The organism is Sphingobacteriaceae bacterium GW460-11-11-14-LB5, from assembly GCA_002151545.1.
Taxonomy (GTDB): Bacteria; Bacteroidota; Bacteroidia; order Sphingobacteriales; family Sphingobacteriaceae; genus Pedobacter.
Map to the genome: position 1 here is coordinate 1,505,795 of CP021237.1, position 17,939 is coordinate 1,523,733.

Below are 17,939 nucleotides of genomic sequence, written 5' to 3' on the forward strand. Positions count from 1 at the left end.
GATTGACATGAAAAAAATAATATTAATGATAGCTTTATGTGCTTCAATAGCAGCATGTAAAAAAAATAGCGATTTCTTAGATAGCAAAGCAGATACAGGAGAAACTGAAGCTTCGGTGTTTTCAGATAGTTTAAAATCTATCCGCTTTCTTACCCAAATTTATAGTGCTTCATCTTATAGTTTTGCAAAAGGACGCTTTAGCAGCCACGGAAATACCGAAATGGCTACCGATGATGCCGAATACGCCTATTCAGGGCCAACCCAGAATGCGGTAATCATGTACAATGGAACACTTTCGCCAACCAATTTTTGGAGTGGGGGTGGTTTACCCGATTTTTGGACAACTCCTTATGCCAATATCCGTAGGGTAAACCTGATGTTATCTAAATTGCCTGTTATTCCACTTTCAGAAGCAAAAAAGAAACGCATTACCGGCGAACTGAAATTCCTGCGGGCATGGTATTATCATTTACTGCTGATTAATTTTGGTGGGATACCGCTTGAAGGAGATAATGTTTATGGCATTACCGATGTGATCGATCTTCCCCGGTCATCTTTTGACGAATCCGTTAATTACATTACTTCTGAGCTCGATGCTGCGGCCAATATTTTACCCGTTACTGCCGATTATGCGGAGCAGGATTACGGGCGGGCAACCAAAGGAGCTTGTTTAGCGTTAAAATCGAGGGTTTTATTGTATGCTGCCAGTCCATTGTTTAATGGTGGTGCTATAGCACAGGCTTCTGCAGCTGTAAAATCAATTGTAAGTTATCCGAGTTATAGCGTAGCCCGTTGGCAAAAAGCAGCCGACGCGGCAGAAACACTGATTAATACCGGTACCTACAGTTTATTTGAAGATAATGTTACTGCTCCGGGTTACGGTTTTTACAATGTGTTCTTAAAAAGGGTTAATTCTGAATATATTTTCACCTTTAACAGGCCATCTAACCGCGATTTTGAAGGTTATTACAATCCACCATCAAGGGGAGGGGCAAAAAATTCTACGCCAACACAGCAACTGGCTGCAGCTTTCCCAATGAAAAATGGAAAAGCAATTACCGACCCTACTTCAGGTTATGATGCCGCAAACCCTTACACAAACCGCGATCCCAGATTCGGTTATTCAATTATTTACAATCAATCGCTATATTACAGTACCACAACCAGTACTAAAATTGTGGTAAATACCTATAATGGCGCTCCAACTGATGGTTATACGTCAAATGGAACCGGGCCAACCACAACGGGTTATTATGCCCGTAAAATGTGCGATGAGAATATTTCGAGCAACAGTTCTTTCAATACAGAAAGGGGCTGGCCGTTAATCCGTTATGCAGAAATTTTATTAAACTATGCCGAAGCCATTAACGAAACCGGACAAACAGCACTGGCATATCCAAAATTAGTGGCTATCCGTAAACGCGCAGGCATAACTGCAGGTGCTGATAATTTATATGGCTTAAAGGCCAATATGTCCGTAGATGAAATGAGAGCTGTGATTCAGAATGAGCGCCGCATTGAACTAATGAATGAAGATCACCGTTGGAACGACATTAGAAGATGGAAAATAGCAGTTGATGTAAACAATGGTTTTAATAAAGCAATTAATATTACCAAAACAGGAAATGTGTATACCTATCAGGTGGTGAATACCATCCGTCAGCATGTATTTAACCCGCAACATTATTTAATGCCAATCCCACAGTCGGAAGTTTCGAAGATGCCTTCAATGCTTCAAAATCCTGGCTATTAATTTGATATGGTTAGTGTATCGGGTCGTCTTTTTTGGCGATCCGGTATTTTTTAAATTAAGTTTTTAGTTAAATTGTACTATAATTAAGAAATTACCCATGCAAAATAGAATCTCATTCTCTCTTATTGTTTTGTTAGCCATTTTTATGCAATCCTGTGCCATCAAAAAAAATCAAAATGTTTCAAACCTTTATGTTAAAGAAGGTTATAAACTGGTTTGGAGTGATGAGTTTGAAAAAGATGGAGTGCCAAATCCGGCCAATTGGGATTATGAAAAAGGTTTTGTGCGTAATGAAGAATTACAATGGTACCAGCCAGAAAATGCTTTTTGCAAAGATGGCAAGCTGATTATAGAAGCAAGGAAAGAAGTAAAACCTAATCCGCTTTATGTAGAAGGAAGCAACGATTGGCGTAAAAAACCTAAAAATATAGCTTATACTTCTGCCTGTATCATCACCAAAGGTTTACAGAGCTGGCAGTATGGGCGATTCGAAATGAGGGGAAAGATTGATATCTCGGATGGACTTTGGCCGGCATTTTGGACACTGGGTGTAAAAGGCCGCTGGCCTGCCAATGGTGAAATTGATATTATGGAATACTACCGCGGAAAATTACTGGCCAATATTGCTAGTTTAGGCGCCAATAGAAAGCCAAAATGGTTTAGCAATACCAAAACCATTGCCGAATTGGGTGGAAAAAAATGGGCAGAAGCGTTTCATATCTGGCGTATGGATTGGGACAGCGAAGCCATTAGCTTATCTGTAGATGGGATACTCCTGAATAAAACCAATTTAAGCGACCTTAAAAATGATGATGGCTCCGATTTTCATCCTTTTAAACAACAACATTATATCTTATTTGATCTGGCCATGGGTGGTATGAACGGTGGATCGTTAAACGATACTAAATTCCCCAACAGGATGGAAGTCGATTACGTTAGGGTTTATCAGAGATAAATGCTTTTCCAATTGTCCTCCTGTGTAAACGTATCAGGTTTTTAAAACCTGATACGTTTATTCGAAACAAAAAGAGCCATGGAAATTAAACCATGGCTCTTTTTGTTGTTTTTTTTAAAAAGAATTAATTCTGAACTTTTATTTCAGTCCTTCTGTTCAGTATTCTGCCTTCTTCGCTGGTATTGCTGCTGATCGGCTCTTTCTCGCCATGACCAACAACTGTGAAATTATTTCCGCTTAAACCTGCGTTTATGAAGTACGATTTTACTGCGTTTGCACGGTCAACAGAAAGTTGCATGTTGTGCTCTGGTGTGCCTTCGGCAGATGAATGGCCATTAAGAATGAATTTTGTGTTTGGCGATTTTTTCATATCCGCAACAGCTTTATCTAAAATAGAGAATGATGATGTTTTAAGTACGAAAGAATTAAACTCAAACTGGATATTATCTAAATTAAAGTTTGGCTTTTCAACGGGAGCCGGGGTTTCTTCTTTCTCCGGTGCAGGTGCTGCTTTTTTCTCTTCTACCGGAGGTGCTGGTTTCTCAACAGGTGCCGGCACTGGTTTTGCAACCAGTTTTTTTGTTTTACAAGCATACATGGTAAGGGTAAACAAAGCTAGGAGCGTACTAAATAAAAGGTTTTTGGTAATGTTCATGTTTAAAATTAATTTAAGTTTATTGTGTGTTTGTTGCCCAAACATACTAATAAATGATTACAGCTATAACGACGTTTTTTAGAAGAAGTTATATTTCTGAAACTGATTTTTAAATTTTAACAAACATTTAAACCTTTAAATTTGGCATTAAGTTTAAGAAGGCCTGCGAATTAGCATGGTATTTCTTTTTATCTAATTTAAAATAAAATGCCCCTTTTTTAGATCCTGTTCTGTCTTTTTCAGCCATCTTAATCAATAGTCCGGTAGAGGTAATTTTACGGCTGAAATTTCTGGTATCAATCTTAGTATCATTTACTTCCTCAAAAAGAATATGCAATTGTGGGATCGTAAATTTTTTCGGCAGCATCTCGAACAAAATAGGATGAAGGGCAGCTTTATACCTTAGTTTTTTTCTGGCATCAGCAACCATTTGGTCATGATCGAAAATAAGTTTTGGCCTGTCATTAATCAGGAACCACTCGGCCTCATAATCGTCATTCAGCTGTGTTTCATATTTATGTATATCAATTAAAGCAAAATAGCCAACAGATAACGTGCGTTCAATAGGGTCGCGGGCAGGCTCTCCATATATTTGCATCTGCTCCAGGTAAACGCCTTCTAAACCGGTCATTTTTTTAAGTACCCTGTTTGCCGCATCATCCGGGCTTTCGTCAGCACCTACAAAACCGCCCATTAAACTCCATTTATTTATTTCGGGCTCTAAACCTCGTTTAACCAATAGAATTTTAAGATGTTCTCCATCAAATCCAAATACGATGCAGTCAACGGCAACAAGATAATGTGGCTGTCTGGAATATTCAATCATTTTTATCCGGGATTTTAAAGGGCTTAATATGTTCAAATTTTCACGAATATAAAAATAATTATTAATTGTCATTTTGACAATTAATAATTATTTTATATTTTAGCGGCGTAGATAAGCTAAGCTAAAATAGCTTTCGTGTTTCTAACCAATTGAAAATAAGAAGATGAACCAAACATTCGAACTCGACAGTAATCCACACACCAGGTTAAATATCTTAACCGGCGAATGGGTTTTAGTATCTCCGCACCGTACCAAAAGGCCCTGGCAGGGTAAGGTTGAAGACGTCACACCAGATAATCGCCCGGAATACGACCCTAAATGCTACTTATGTCCGGGTAATAGTAGGGCAGATGGCGATAGCAATCCGGAATATACCGAAAGCTTTGTTTTTAACAATGATTTTGCCGCGCTGCTTGAAGATACACCAGCCGGTAATATGAATGAACATGATTTATTGGTAGCCAGTAATCAGAGGGGACTTTGTAAGGTAATCAGTTTTAGCCCCAAACACCACCTTACACTTCCCGAAATGAGTGTTAAAGCAATAACTGCTGTGGTAAATGTTTGGCAGAACGAATTTAACAGCCTGGCTGAAAACAATTGGATCAAATACATCCAGATTTTTGAGAACAAGGGCGAAATAATGGGCTGTAGCAATCCACACCCGCATGGTCAGATCTGGTCGCAGGGCGATATTCCATTGGAAATCGCCAAAGAAACCGAACGCCAGAAATCTTACTATGCTATTCATAAAAGGAGCTTATTATCCGATTACCTTAAATTAGAGCAGAAGAAAAAGGAGCGCATTATATTCGAAAACGATCATTTTGCCGTGCTTGTTCCTTTCTGGGCGGTATGGCCGTACGAAACGATGATTATTAGTAAACGCCATGTAAATAGCATTAGGTTGTTTACAGAAGCCGAAAAGGAATCGTTAGCTGAAGCCATTAAGGTATTAACAACCAAATATGATAACCTGTTCGAAACTTCTTTTCCATATTCTGCCGGCATGCACCAGGCGCCGGTAAATAATGGCTATTACCCTGAATGGCATTGGCATATGCATTTCTATCCGCCATTATTGCGCTCGGCATCAGTTAAAAAGTTTATGGTGGGTTATGAGATGTTGGCCAATCCTCAACGTGATATTACCCCTGAGTTTGCCGCAAACCGTTTAAAAGAAATGTCTGCAACACACTATAAAATCAGCAAGGTTTAAAACTAAAAATATTAAATAATGAATGCACAACATTTAAAAAATACATTTAAAAAACTTTTCAACGCTGAGCCTATTTTGGTGCGTTCGCCGGGAAGGATCAATATTATTGGAGAACATACCGATTATAATGGTGGTTTTGTAATGCCTGCTGCTATTGATAAGGCCATTTATGTCGCCATATCAAAAAGAGGAGACGATGAAATACATTTATTTTCAGAGAGCTATCAGCAGTTTGATATTTCATCGATAAACAGTTTAAAGAAATCAGAAAATAGCTGGGCAAACTATATTTTAGGCATTGCCGATCAGTTAAAGGAAAGAGGTTACCAGCTGGGTGGCTTTAACTTTTATATCGATGGCGATGTGCCTTTGGGCGCGGGTTTATCCTCATCGGCCGCTGTAGAATGTGCAACCGGATTTGCACTCGATCAACTTTTTTCGCTTTCTGTTTCCAGGATGGATATCGCATTAATTGCACAAAAAGCCGAACAAACTTTTGCCGGGGTTAACTGCGGTATTATGGATCAGTTTGCCTCGGTATTTGGCAAGAAGGATCAAGCCATTATGCTCGATTGCCGATCGATGAAACATATTTACATTCCTTTAAAATTGGATGGTTATAAACTTTTGCTTTTAAATACCAATGTAAAACATGCACTAGCCGATTCGGCTTATAACAAAAGAAGATCACAGTGCGAGCAAGGTGTAGCCTGGGTAAAAGCGCATTATCCAAATGTAAGTACCCTTCGTGATGTAGACTTAACCATGTTAGAAACCTATGTTAAGCCAATGGACTTAGAAGTGTATAATAAGTGCCGTTTTGTAGTAGAAGAAATCGGGCGTTTATTAACAGCAGCTGAACAGTTGGAGAACGGTAATTTACAAGCTTTAGGTAAACTGATGTTCGAAACACACGAAGGTTTAAGCAAAGATTATGAAGTAAGTTGTAAAGAATTGGATTTTCTGGTTGAAGCGGTTAAACCATTAGATTATGTGCTGGGTGCCAGAATGATGGGCGGTGGTTTTGGTGGTTGTACCATCAATATTGTGAAAGAAGAAAAAATTGCTGATTTAGTCGAAGAGTTATCTTCAAAATATTTATTGCAATTCGGGCTCAAACTTGATTCCTACACTGTTCAAACCGATAACGGAACCAGTTTATTCAATTAAAATTTAAACAACCCAAGTTATACTAACCAAAATAAATCAATGAAAAACAACTTATTAGACACGAAGGATTACATTGTATTTGCAATCTACTTCGTTATTGTAGCCGCTTACGGGCTCTACATTTACAATAAGAAAAAGTCTGAATCTACGGGTTCTAAAGATTATTTTCTTGCTGAAGGCTCTTTAACCTGGTGGGCTATCGGCGCATCGTTAATCGCCTCGAATATTTCAGCCGAGCAGTTTATCGGTATGAGCGGATCAGGTTTTAAAATGGGTCTTGCCATTGCAACGTACGAATGGATGGGCGCAGCAACATTAGTGGTAGTCGCGGTATTTTTCATTCCGGTTTACCTGAAAAACAAAATTGCCACCATGCCGCAGTTTTTGCATCAGCGTTATAATGGTACAGTGGCCATGATTATGGCTGTTTTCTGGCTATTACTTTATGTTGTAGTTAACTTAACCTCTATTCTTTACTTAGGTGCTTTAGCAGTAAGCAGTATTTCTGGTTTCGATCTCAGTTTCTGCATGTACGCCATTGCAGGTTTTGCCATTATCATTACACTAGGTGGAATGAAAGTTATTGGATATACCGATGTGATCCAGGTGTTTTTCCTCATTCTGGGTGGTTTGGCCACGACTTATCTAGCTTTAAACCTTGTATCTACCCACTATGGCACAACAGGTATTTTCGAAGGTTATAGCTTAATGACTTCAAAAGCATCTGAGCATTTCCACATGATTCTAAAGCCAGAGAACGAAAATTATATCGATTTACCAGGTTTAAGTGTGCTGGTAGGTGGTATGTGGATTGTGAACTTAAACTATTGGGGCTGTAACCAATACATCACGCAACGTGCTTTGGGTGCTAACCTGGAGACTGCCCGTGGAGGTATTCTTTTCGCGGCATTCTTGAAATTATTAATGCCAATTATTGTCGTATTACCGGGTATTGCCGCTTATGTTTTATTTAAAGATGGTGCCTTTCAGTCAGAAATGCTTCAGGATGGAGCTGTAAACCCAGATCGTGCGTATCCGGTCTTGTTAAATTTACTTCCTGCCGGATTAAAAGGGCTTTCCTTTGCCGCATTAACCGCTGCGGTTGTAGCTTCTTTGGCTGGTAAGGCAAACAGTATTGCAACTATTTTTACTTTAGATATTTATAAAAAAGTATTAAGAACTGATGCCACAGAGAAAAACCTGGTAACTACAGGTAAAATTTCGATCATTGTAGCGATGATTCTTGGCGTATTAATTGCACCACATTTAGGAATCGATAAAAAAGGTGGTTTCCAATATATTCAGGAATATACAGGTTTTGTTTCTCCGGGTATTTTTGCCATGTTTATTTTAGGTTTCTTCTGGAAAAGAACAACTTCAACTGCTGCATTATTCGCTACCATTGGCGGTTTCGGCTTATCGATTTTACTTAAATTCTTACCTAACCTTACCGATCTTTCCTGGTTATCGGGTATGGGTTTCTCTGTTAAAAACGCAGCAGGCGTTTATGAAATTCCATTCTTGGATCGTATGGGCTTTGTATTTGTATTCTGTATTATTGGTATGTACATCATCAGTATGTTGAGCAACAAAGCTGAAGCAGAAGCAAAAGGATTGGCAATTGATGCGAAGATGTTTAAAACTTCTACCAGTTTTGCAGTAGGTGCTTTAATTATCATCGGATTATTGGTTGCACTTTACAGTGTATATTGGTAAATCATAAATTATAGCAATGAAAAAGGGATTAAATCGTCAGATTTAATCCCTTTTTTGTTTAAATGTGCTTCTTGAAGACTGTGCCCGCTTCTAAATTTAAACCTTAATGTTTTAAATCCTTAATAATGAAGTATGCCGTCCTAAAGGTCCTGAAACAAGTTCAGGAAGACAACTTTCTCTTGTAATCGTCATGCTGAATTTATTTCAGCATCTTTCCTGTAAAACAATTTAAATTGACGATGGCTTTATAACTTGCGCTAAGAACTAGCCATTAATCCTCTTCAGTAGCCAGTTTTTTTACCAACCATGGTAAAGTAAGTCCTTGTCCGATCAGGGTAAACAGGACCACCACAACGGATATAAATATAATGGCATTTCGTTGTGGAAATGCACTGCCATCCGATAAGGTAGCTGGTAATCCAATGGCAATGGCCAGTGAAACAATACCCCTCATTCCCGACCAGCTGATAATCAGACTGTTCTTGAAATCGAGCAATGCGTCTTCTGTAATGCGGTGTTTCCCTTTTTGAAAAGCTTTTTGAAGATTAAATTTTTGCAGGAAAACACGTGCCATCCGCAGTAACAAAGCTACAATGGTAATCACCAGCGAATAAGCAATATAAGGGAGAATATCTGTACTGTTGATATTTTTGTATACATAAGGGAACTGTAAACCGATTAAGATGAAAATCAGGCCGTTCAATAAAAAGATAATAATGTCCCAGATGTTTTTCGATTGATTTTTAAGCTGCTCCGGAAATACCTTGTTGCTAAACCTGGATATGCCCAATCCTAAAATAACCACGGCAATAACCCCCGAAACATGTACTTGTTCCGCAATTAAATAGGTAACAAAAGGCATCAACAACATAAAGCTAATGGTTGCCAGGCGGTTGTTGTGGATCCTTTTAATGATAAATGCCAAAATTCTCGACATCACCACGCCGATTAAGAATCCTCCAGCCATTAAAAGGGCAAATTCGAGAGATGCTTTCCAAAATACAAAGGCTGTTCCGGTTACCGCGGCAACAGCAAAACGATAGGCTACCAGTGCAGAAGCATCGTTAACTAAACTTTCACCCTCCAAAATGGTGTTGGTTTTGTGCGATAAACCGAGTCCTTTGGTAATACTCATCGCCGCAACCGCATCAGTAGCCGAAAGAATGGCGCCCAATACAAAAGATACCGGCCAGCTCATCCCCGGAATCATATAATGCGCCACTACAGCAATACCAATAGCGGTGATAAAAACCAGCGTAATGGCAAGTGCAAATATGGTATTGATATTGGTTTTAAATTCCTTAAATGAGATATTAAAGGCAGCATCGTAAAGCAATGGCGGTAGGAATATCAAAAATATAATTTCAGGATTAATATCAATTGGTGGTAAAGATGGTACAAAACCCACTGCAATTCCAGCTATAATCAATAAAATAGGATAGGGGATTTTAATTCGATCGGCGATAGCAGAAAGGCCAATCATCACCGCTAAAATAAATATTACAATGGCATAATTTTCCATATCTGCAAAACGCGTTTTTTAATAAATGTCGAAACACTTAATGCAAAATATAGGTTTAGAACTGAATTAAAAAGTTTCTGATCAAAATAAATTTACCGATGAAACGTGGAGGATGCCTGGAATTCTACTGCGATTAGTACATTTAAATTTAATGAAGAAATCCTTCATGTTCTTCAATTCTTAATGGTCAACAAAAAAATGCTAAATTAATTGCTGAAACGAGGCAGTATCTCTTTTAAAAAAAAACTGGAAAATTATAACAAAGGCAAGCTTTAATCAGAAACTAACGCTGTAACCGGGGTCTTTTACTTTTAAAAGCCTGGTTGGCTTTTGGCTTTGCTGCCTGAACACCGCTTTCCTCTTCAGATATTTTAACTGTAATGACATTCCCTTTAAAAGTTTCGCCATTTAAGGTTGATACAATGTTTTTAGCATCTGGAAGACTGTAAATTTCCAAAAAAGCATATCCTTTACATTTGCCCGTCGCCCTGTCGCGAACAATTTTAATTGTTTCTACCCTGCCATGAAGGCTAACCAATATTGCCAAATCCATCTCCTGGATATTGTCAGGAAGGCCACCTATGAAAATCTTAACCATTAATTCTTTAATTTGAGAGAACATTTGGGTCAATAAATCTTAAATCCAGAGCTGTTCTTTTAGACCTGCAAAATAAGCAAAATGATGTTCTTACCCAAACTAATTGTATGAATTTTGCCTCATTTTTATCATAAATTTGTGAAGAGCAGGCATATATATTGATGTTGATCATCAGAAAATGTACATTCGCTTTCTAATCATCAAATAATAGGTTAAAATATGAGCATCCCCAGGTTAAAATCTATACTTCTCATCGCGTTTTTACTTTTCTCCTCTCAGTTTATACACGCTAAAATTTTATTGCCCTCAGTTTTTAGCAATAACATGGTTTTACAACAAAAAACCAATGCAGCAATCTGGGGTAAAACTGATGCGGGTAAAGCAGTTAAAGTAACGGTTTCGTGGAATAAAATTAATTATGGCGCTATTGCCGATGCCGGTGGTAATTGGAAAATTAAAGTGGCAACGCCTGGTTATGGAGGGCCCTATACCATCACCATATCAGATGGAGAATTGTTGGTGCTCAATAATGTATTAATTGGCGATGTGTGGATCTGCTCCGGACAATCGAACATGGAAATGCCATTGGCAGGCTGGGGCAAAATCCTCAATAGTGAAAAAGAAATTGAAGCAGCTCAATATCCAAATATCCGTTTATTACAGGCAGAGCATGTAACCAGTAATTTTCCGCTTAATGATGCCAAAGTGGCTAATGGTGGTTGGCAGGAATGTAGCCCTAAGTATATTGCGGAGTTTTCTTCAACGGCTTATTTCTTTGCACGCGAAGTGTATGAAAAAACCAAAATTCCGATTGGACTGATCCATACCTCGTGGGGAGGAACAATTGCTGAAGCGTGGACAAGTGCCGAATCGTTAAAAAAGATGGCGGATTTCTCAGCTGCAGTTGATAAGATTCAGCAATCAGCTAAAAATCCATCAACAATTTCTTACGAAGAAAAGTTATACAAGTGGGTTAAAATCACTAACGATAAAGATTCAGGTAATCAAGACGGGCAGATGAAATGGGCATTAACAGAAAGTGCCAGCTGGAAAAATATGACTTTGCCAACCTTGTGGGAAGATGCAGCGCTTAAAAATTTTGATGGTGTGGTTTGGTTTACAAAAAAGATTACAATTCCCGAAAACTGGAAAAGGGATGGGGCAAAGCTTAATTTGGGTACCATTGATGATAACGACATTACTTTTATAAATGGTGTAAAAGTTGGCGAAACGGTAGGTTATAACATTGAAAGAAAATATACTATACCGGCTAACTTGCTTAAAGTTGGTGAAAATACCATCACTGTCAGGGTTTTTGATAGTGGGGGAGGCGGTGGATTATACGATGACACTAAAGATTTAAATTTAACAAATGGTGCTGCAGATAAAATTTCCTTAGCTGGTGAGTGGAAATATAAAATAGGTTTGGATTTTAAAAATATTGAGCCTAAACCTTCCGAAGAAAATGGCCCTAACCGACCAACCGTTTTATATAATGCCATGGTTCACCCTTACCAGCAATTCTCCATTAAAGGAGCTATCTGGTACCAGGGCGAAAGTAATGCCGACAGGGCTTACCAATACCGCGAATTATTTCCAACGATGATTAAAGATTGGCGGCAGAAATGGGCGCAGGGTGATTTTCCTTTCTATTTTGTTCAATTGGCAAATTTTATGCAGATTGATCAAACACCAGTAGAATCTGCATGGGCAGAGCTTAGGGAGGCACAGCAAAAAACACTTGCTTTGCCAAATACAGGCATGGCAACTATTATTGATATTGGTGATGCAAAAGATATCCACCCCAAAAATAAACAGGAGGTGGGCAGAAGACTGGCATTAATTGCGCTGGCTAAAACCTATGGCCAAAAAATAAACTATGCTGGCCCGGTTTATCAATCAAATAAAATTGAAGGAAAACAGATCCTTTTAACCTTTGGTAATAGCCAAAACGGATTAAAAACTGCGGATGGTGAAGCACTAACAGGTTTCGCCATCGCTGGGGCAGATAAGAAATTTTATTGGGCCAAAGCCAGCATCCTGGGCAATCAGATTATAGTAAGTAGCCCTCAGGTGGCCAATCCTGTTGCCGTTCGTTATGCATGGGGAAATAATCCCCTATGTAACCTGGTGAGTAACGATGGCCTGCCGGCATCACCATTCAGAACAGATACCTGGCAGGGCATTACCTTTGCGAAAAAGTAATTCATAAAAATTTGTGCAATATGTGAGGTGAAATCCGTGCAATGCAGGCAATATTTAAAGTTGCACTATTCTTTGTGGCTTACTTTATATTTTTACTGGCTAACCGGAAATTATGCCAAATACCTTATCAGACCAGGAAACCATTCTCCTGATTGCCGACCTGGAAGAAAAATTATTAGATGGGTTTAAAAAAACAGACCTGAACACACTCGATTTATTGTTTGCCGATGGGATGCTCTTTCACGATCAGTATGGAAATGTGTTGGATAAAGAGATGGACCTGGATGCTTACCGGAGCGGCAGGATAAAAATTACCAAAATCAATGTATCCAAGCGGGAAATACGTGTTTTTGAATCTATTGTTATTGTTTCTGCAAGCCTTTTTATTAAAGGAAATTATGCCGATTTACTGCTGAACGGCAAATATCAATGGTTAAGGGTTTGGGGCAAAGTGAAAGAAGAATGGAAAGTAATTTCTGCCAGCTGTACAAGCATTTCAATATAAAATATTTGCTTAAAAATAAGAACGGGGAATAACCAATGGCTATCCCCCGATTCTAAATTAACGCTCTCTGAATCTAATATAGAACTAATCTCAGTTTCCACCAAAAACCTGATGGGCGAACCAGGCCAGTGCTGAGCACGACGCGCTAAAAACAGGCATATATCACAATCTTGGTGTAAACCTCCGGCTTTGCTAACTGTATAATTTTTTATCACTCAATTTTTTATACTCACCGTTTGCACTTGCATTAGCCCAACTGAATATCGTTTTGTAATTATTTGAATCTAGGTTACTAAATCGTTTTAATATTCGCCCATATTTATTATTTTTATAAAATATTGTCTAACCAATAATCCTTTTATGAAAAGAATATTTGCTTCAGTCTATCTGCTGGTTTCCTGTCTATCTATTTATACTTCGAATGCTCAGCATTTAACGGAGTTCAATAAGGCACCCCTAAAACAACATGTTTATGTGCAATTACCAATAGGCAGCATTAAAGCCAAAGGATGGTTGTTAAAGCAGCTGGAACAGCAAAGAGACGGTGCAACAGGAATGGCAGAAGCGCTATACCCGGAAAAAGATAATCTCGGCAAAAATTCCGATTGGCTGGGGGGCGATGGAAACGGATGGGAGCGGGTACCTTATTATGTTAAAGGTTTAGTGGCATTGGCTTATACCTTGGATGATCCTATGCTGAAAGCGAAAGCACAAAAGTATATCGATTGGACGTTGAACAATCAACAAGCCAACGGATTATTCGGTCCACCGAAAATGAAAGATTGGTGGCCGCGCATGCCAATGATGTATGCTTTACAAAGCTATTACGAAGCCACAAATGATAAAAGGGTTATTCCCTTTCTCTCCAAATATTTTAAATACGAACTCGACAACCTCGATGCTGATCCATTAAAAGAATGGGCTAAATCAAGAGCCGGCGATAATATGGAAATAGCCATTTGGCTTTACAACAAAACCGGTGATCAGGATTTATTAAAGCTGGTAGAAAAGTTAAAACAACAGGCTTACCCCTGGATAGATATTTATAGTAACAACGGATTTTACTTTTTCGGTGATGATTTTCAACCTAAACATATGGTTAATGTGGCGCAGGCCCTAAAATTTCCAGTGGTTTATGCACAACTTCAGGATCTTCCTGCTAATCTGGAAGCACTTTCTAAAGGCGTCGCGCACATTATGCACGACCACGGGCAGCCGGAAGGTTTAGGCTCTGGAACTGAATTCCTGGCGGGTACCAGCAGTATAGAAGGTGTAGAAACCTGCACTGTGGTAGAATGGATGCAGAGTTTAGAAACTGCCGCAAAGGTTATTCATGATGCGAAAATTGGCGATCAGCTGGAAAAAATAGCTTTTAATGCTTTGCCGGCACAATTTAGCCGGGATTTTAAAAACCATTCGTATTATACATTACCGAATCAGGTTCAAAGTATTCATGGAGAGCATGGCTTTAATCAGGATTATAGCTCAGGGATCGTTTCTAGTCCCTATTCAGGTTATGGCTGCTGCCGCTATAATATGCACATGGGCTGGCCTTATTTTGTAAAAAGCAGTGTAGTGGCTACTCCTGAAAAGGGATTGGCGGTCATTACCTATGGCCCGATGGAAATAGAAACTGTGGTAGCCGGGAACAAAAAAATTAAAATTACTGAAGAAACCAATTACCCTTTCGAAGAAAAGATCAGGTTAAAAATAGGACTTACCAGTTCTGTATCCTTTCCTTTGATTTTAAGGATCCCGGCCTGGAGTGTAAAACCAGGAATAAAATTAAATGGAACAATATTAAAAGGCGTAAAAGCAGGAGAAATGTTTACCATAGCCCGTGAATGGAAAGATCAGGATCAGTTAGAGGTGGATTTTCCGATGCAGGTTACCACCCAGCTGCAAGTAAACAATTCGGTAAGTGTAGAACGCGGCCCTATGGTTTATGCCCTGGAAATTAAGGCCGTAAATAAGGTCACCAAAACACATGCAGTTGCTGGCTTTACAGATTACGAAATCCGTCCTGAATCGGCATGGAACTATGGTTTGGTACTGGATAGAGGTAATTTAAGTAAGGTGAGTGTGGTGAGCGCCACAATGCCAGAAAACCCTTTCATTGCAGAAAATGCACCGGTTAAATTGAAGGTTCGGGCAAAAAAGATTCCATCATGGAGCCTAAGCTACAATAAGGTGGCCGCTTTTGATGTGCCCTTTAGTCCAATTGCATCTGCCGAAAAAGTGGAAGAAATTACCCTGGTACCTTACGGATCTGAAAATATACGGTTAAGCTGTTTTCCTGTCATCGGTCAGCCAAAAAAAATAAATAAAACTTTGGTTGAAAATTTTGATCAAGGAATGGCGAGCAACTGGGTTTTTTATGGTGGTGGCTGGTTTTGGAAAGATGGACAGGTTAACGCGGCATCCAACGCAGGTTCTGGTGGTTATGGTATAAATGGATCTAAATATGTGGCTAATGGAACAGACTTTAAAGATTTTACTTATCAGGCGGATGTTAAAATCAATACTGCAGGCGATGCAGGTTTAATGTTCAGGGTTTCTCATCCGGCAATTGGTCCAGATGCTTACGAAGGCTATTACGTGGGTTTGGATCAACTTAATGGAACGGTAGTATTAGGGAAAGCAGGCGGGCAAAAATGGACGGTGATCAGTTCAGGAAAATATCCTGTTGAAATGAACAAAATGTATACCTTAAAGATAGTGGCGAAGGGAGATAAATTTGATATTTTTATAAACGGATCAGCTCAGCCCGTTCTTTCTGCAACAGATAATCAATACCACTCCGGTAGTATAGGATTAAGAACATATAAAGCATTGGCAAGTTTCGATTTAGTGAAGATTAACGCTTTTTAACGTCAGCGCAAGGCGATATTAAACATTGCGGCAAGGAATTTGTTAATGTATTATCAATAAATAAAGTAAATTATGAAATTATACAAATCAATACCCATAATACTCTTTACCCTTGCACTCGCTGCAGGTTGTGTAAGCAATAAGAAATATGCCGAACTGCAGGATACTTATGCAAAGCTGAGAGAAAGAAATCAGGAGTTAAGCAATAAATACCAGGACAGCCAGCGTGAGCTTAGTGGCAGCACCAGTAGGGTTAAAAGTTTAGAGGAGCAAATCGCATCAGAAAAAGCCAATGTAACCGCATTACAAGATGCTTTGAACAAATGTTTAAATTCTAGTAGCCAGGGAAATGTTAATATTTCAAAACTGGTTGATGAGATTAATAGCTCAAATAAATACATCAAACAACTCGTTAATGCGAAAAATAAAAGTGATTCGCTTAATATGGTGTTAACGAATAACTTAACACGATCGTTAAGCAGGGAAGAACTCGGAGATGTTGATGTGCAGGTACTTAAAGGCGTAGTATACATCTCTTTAGCCGATAACATGTTATATAAATCAGGCAGTTACGAAGTGTCTGATAAAGCTGGAGAAACGCTGAGCAAAATTGCCAAAATTATTAAAGATTACGATACCTACGATGTATTGATTGAAGGTAATACCGATAATGTGCCTATTGCGCAAACCAATATCCGCAACAACTGGGATTTAAGTGCTTTACGTGCTTCATCAGTAGTTCAGGTATTGCAAACTAAGTATGCTGTTGATCCTAAACGTTTAACTGCAGGTGGACGTGGAGAATTTAATCCAATTGCCGATAATACCACCGCAGGTGGAAAAGCGAAAAACAGACGTACACAAATTATCATTACCCCTAAATTAGATCAGTTTATGGATCTGATCGGAAAAGCGCCTGAGCAATCTCAAAAATAAAAGCAAATAATTAAGCATATAAAGGGTTGGAATTTATTTTTCCGACCCTTTTTTGTATAAACAGCTTTCAACTTCTGCCTAATATTTTGCTAATTTTGCACGCGCTCCATTATGAGGTTATGAGAAAACGGATAAGAAGACACCTTCGAACAGCAAAATATATTGTCTACAAAGAAACTTTAGTTGATTTTAAAGAACACGTTTGGACATTTATAGGCGCATTTTTAGGTATTGGCATTATCGGCTTACTCCATTCCAAATATTTTACGGCCAACGATAATTTATTTCTCATCGGTTCATTTGGAGCCTCCTCCGTACTTATTTATGGAATCATTAATAGCCCGCTGGCACAGCCGAGGAATTTAATCGGTGGGCATGTGCTTTGTGCCTTGGTAGGCGTTACTATCCACAAACTTATTCCCGGCGAAGTGTGGTTATCTTCTGCTTTGTCGGTTTCTTTATCGATCGTATTGATGCAGATCACCAAAACACTGCATCCCCCGGGTGGGGCGACCGCACTAATAGCCAACATCGGATCAGCCAAAATCCAATCTTTAGGTTACCTGTATGTATTATGCCCGGTATTATCTGGCGCGAGTATTTTACTTCTGGTGGCCATTATGGTAAACAACAGGACCTCACATCGCAGTTACCCCAATAATAAAAAATGGTATAGGGTCTGGCACCGTTACCGCAGGTAAAATATATCTCGATAACCATATTGATATGACGATTATACCTGATTATAAATGTATATTTGGTTATATCAGTAATCTTATTACAACACTTTTCTCTCACTGATTTACCATAGCGGTATGCGCTAATCTTAAATGGGTATTCCGATCACCGAATTGTTTATGCAATGATGATGGGTCTTATGAAACTGTAATTGTTTAATGCAATGAGTAGAGACAAAAAGAAAGAGGCAAGTGTAAACAAAAAAGCGCCCTCAGATTATCAATCGGGAAAAGGTAAATCGGTTAAAACTGAAATTGATCTTTTCGCTAA

At 38.8% G+C, this 17,939-nt stretch carries 14 protein-coding genes; 10 read left to right on the forward strand and 4 right to left on the reverse strand.

The genetic code is table 11. From position 1 onward, the window contains the following. Positions 1 to 7: 7 nt before the first annotated feature. A complete protein-coding gene (locus CA265_06100) occupies positions 8 to 1,753 on the forward strand; it encodes a hypothetical protein (protein ARS39267.1) in 1,746 nt (581 codons plus the stop codon). A 97-nt stretch (positions 1,754 to 1,850) separates the two neighbouring features. Continuing rightward, on the forward strand, positions 1,851 to 2,708 hold the full coding sequence (locus CA265_06105) for a beta-glucanase (GenBank protein ID ARS39268.1): 858 nt from the start codon (positions 1,851 to 1,853) through the stop codon (positions 2,706 to 2,708). Between the two features lie 124 nt (positions 2,709 to 2,832). On the opposite strand, the gene CA265_06110 is transcribed toward CA265_06105, so the two are convergent. Both CA265_06110 and CA265_06115 read right to left on the reverse strand, forming a co-directional pair. Further along, positions 2,833 to 3,363, reverse strand: coding sequence for a hypothetical protein (locus CA265_06110; GenBank protein ID ARS42903.1), 531 nt, complete (start codon positions 3,361 to 3,363; stop codon positions 2,833 to 2,835). Between the two features lie 127 nt (positions 3,364 to 3,490). Further along, positions 3,491 to 4,189, reverse strand: coding sequence for a DNA mismatch repair protein MutT (locus tag CA265_06115; protein ID ARS42904.1), 699 nt, complete (start codon positions 4,187 to 4,189; stop codon positions 3,491 to 3,493). Positions 4,190 to 4,352: 163 nt separating this feature from the next. Between CA265_06115 and CA265_06120 the strand changes: the two genes are divergently transcribed. From CA265_06120 to CA265_06130, 3 genes are read left to right on the forward strand one after another with little or no spacing between them, the layout of a single operon-like run. Then, positions 4,353 to 5,408 (forward strand): galactose-1-phosphate uridylyltransferase, encoded by a 1,056-nt coding sequence (locus tag CA265_06120; protein ID ARS39269.1) that lies wholly within the window; start codon positions 4,353 to 4,355, stop codon positions 5,406 to 5,408. A gap of 18 nt (positions 5,409 to 5,426) precedes the next feature. Beyond that, positions 5,427 to 6,578 carry a galactokinase gene (locus CA265_06125; protein ID ARS39270.1) on the forward strand — a complete coding sequence of 384 codons (1,152 nt, stop codon included), beginning with the start codon at positions 5,427 to 5,429 and terminating at the stop codon, positions 6,576 to 6,578. 39 nt (positions 6,579 to 6,617) lie between these two features. Continuing rightward, on the forward strand, positions 6,618 to 8,294 hold the full coding sequence (locus CA265_06130; protein ARS39271.1) for a sodium transporter: 1,677 nt from the start codon (positions 6,618 to 6,620) through the stop codon (positions 8,292 to 8,294). Positions 8,295 to 8,565: 271 nt separating this feature from the next. Here CA265_06130 and CA265_06135 read toward each other — a convergent pair whose 3' ends face one another. Both CA265_06135 and CA265_06140 read right to left on the reverse strand, forming a co-directional pair. Beyond that, complete coding sequence (locus CA265_06135; GenBank protein ARS39272.1) at positions 8,566 to 9,816, reverse strand: Na+/H+ antiporter; 1,251 nt, start codon at positions 9,814 to 9,816, stop codon at positions 8,566 to 8,568. Positions 9,817 to 10,099: 283 nt separating this feature from the next. Then, positions 10,100 to 10,438, reverse strand: a complete 339-nt coding sequence (locus tag CA265_06140; protein ARS39273.1) for an RNA-binding protein — start codon at positions 10,436 to 10,438, stop codon at positions 10,100 to 10,102. A 195-nt stretch (positions 10,439 to 10,633) separates the two neighbouring features. Here CA265_06140 and CA265_06145 point away from each other — a divergent pair, with 195 nt between their 5' ends. The 5 genes from CA265_06145 to CA265_06165 all read left to right on the forward strand — a co-directional run bounded on the left by CA265_06145 (position 10,634) and on the right by CA265_06165 (position 17,632). Beyond that, positions 10,634 to 12,619 (forward strand): 9-O-acetylesterase, encoded by a 1,986-nt coding sequence (locus CA265_06145; protein ARS39274.1) that lies wholly within the window; start codon positions 10,634 to 10,636, stop codon positions 12,617 to 12,619. Positions 12,620 to 12,731: 112 nt separating this feature from the next. Beyond that, positions 12,732 to 13,124, forward strand: coding sequence for a hypothetical protein (locus CA265_06150; protein ID ARS39275.1), 393 nt, complete (start codon positions 12,732 to 12,734; stop codon positions 13,122 to 13,124). 360 nt (positions 13,125 to 13,484) lie between these two features. Beyond that, complete coding sequence (locus CA265_06155) at positions 13,485 to 15,995, forward strand: hypothetical protein (GenBank protein ID ARS39276.1); 2,511 nt, start codon at positions 13,485 to 13,487, stop codon at positions 15,993 to 15,995. 72 nt (positions 15,996 to 16,067) lie between these two features. After that, positions 16,068 to 16,931 carry a hypothetical protein gene (locus CA265_06160; GenBank protein ID ARS39277.1) on the forward strand — a complete coding sequence of 288 codons (864 nt, stop codon included), beginning with the start codon at positions 16,068 to 16,070 and terminating at the stop codon, positions 16,929 to 16,931. 119 nt (positions 16,932 to 17,050) lie between these two features. Then, positions 17,051 to 17,632, forward strand: a complete 582-nt coding sequence (locus tag CA265_06165) for an HPP family protein (GenBank protein ARS39278.1) — start codon at positions 17,051 to 17,053, stop codon at positions 17,630 to 17,632. The last annotated feature ends 307 nt before the right edge of the window (positions 17,633 to 17,939 follow it).

What these genes read in the sequence shown, in the direction of transcription:
- CA265_06150 (ARS39275.1), top strand. Translation starts at nt 12,732, where the DNA reads ATGCCAAATACCTTATCAGACCAGGAAACCATTCTCCTGATTGCCGAC.
- CA265_06160 (ARS39277.1), top strand. Translation starts at nt 16,068, where the DNA reads ATGAAATTATACAAATCAATACCCATAATACTCTTTACCCTTGCACTC.
- CA265_06165 (ARS39278.1), top strand. Translation starts at nt 17,051, where the DNA reads ATGAGAAAACGGATAAGAAGACACCTTCGAACAGCAAAATATATTGTC.
- CA265_06105 (ARS39268.1), top strand. Translation starts at nt 1,851, where the DNA reads ATGCAAAATAGAATCTCATTCTCTCTTATTGTTTTGTTAGCCATTTTT.
- CA265_06125 (ARS39270.1), top strand. Translation starts at nt 5,427, where the DNA reads ATGAATGCACAACATTTAAAAAATACATTTAAAAAACTTTTCAACGCT.
- CA265_06155 (ARS39276.1), top strand. Translation starts at nt 13,485, where the DNA reads ATGAAAAGAATATTTGCTTCAGTCTATCTGCTGGTTTCCTGTCTATCT.
- CA265_06135 (ARS39272.1), bottom strand. Translation starts at nt 9,816, where the DNA reads ATGGAAAATTATGCCATTGTAATATTTATTTTAGCGGTGATGATTGGC.
- CA265_06115 (ARS42904.1), bottom strand. Translation starts at nt 4,189, where the DNA reads ATGATTGAATATTCCAGACAGCCACATTATCTTGTTGCCGTTGACTGC.
- CA265_06120 (ARS39269.1), top strand. Translation starts at nt 4,353, where the DNA reads ATGAACCAAACATTCGAACTCGACAGTAATCCACACACCAGGTTAAAT.
- CA265_06100 (ARS39267.1), top strand. Translation starts at nt 8, where the DNA reads ATGAAAAAAATAATATTAATGATAGCTTTATGTGCTTCAATAGCAGCA.
- CA265_06130 (ARS39271.1), top strand. Translation starts at nt 6,618, where the DNA reads ATGAAAAACAACTTATTAGACACGAAGGATTACATTGTATTTGCAATC.
- CA265_06110 (ARS42903.1), bottom strand. Translation starts at nt 3,363, where the DNA reads ATGAACATTACCAAAAACCTTTTATTTAGTACGCTCCTAGCTTTGTTT.
- CA265_06140 (ARS39273.1), bottom strand. Translation starts at nt 10,438, where the DNA reads ATGTTCTCTCAAATTAAAGAATTAATGGTTAAGATTTTCATAGGTGGC.
- CA265_06145 (ARS39274.1), top strand. Translation starts at nt 10,634, where the DNA reads ATGAGCATCCCCAGGTTAAAATCTATACTTCTCATCGCGTTTTTACTT.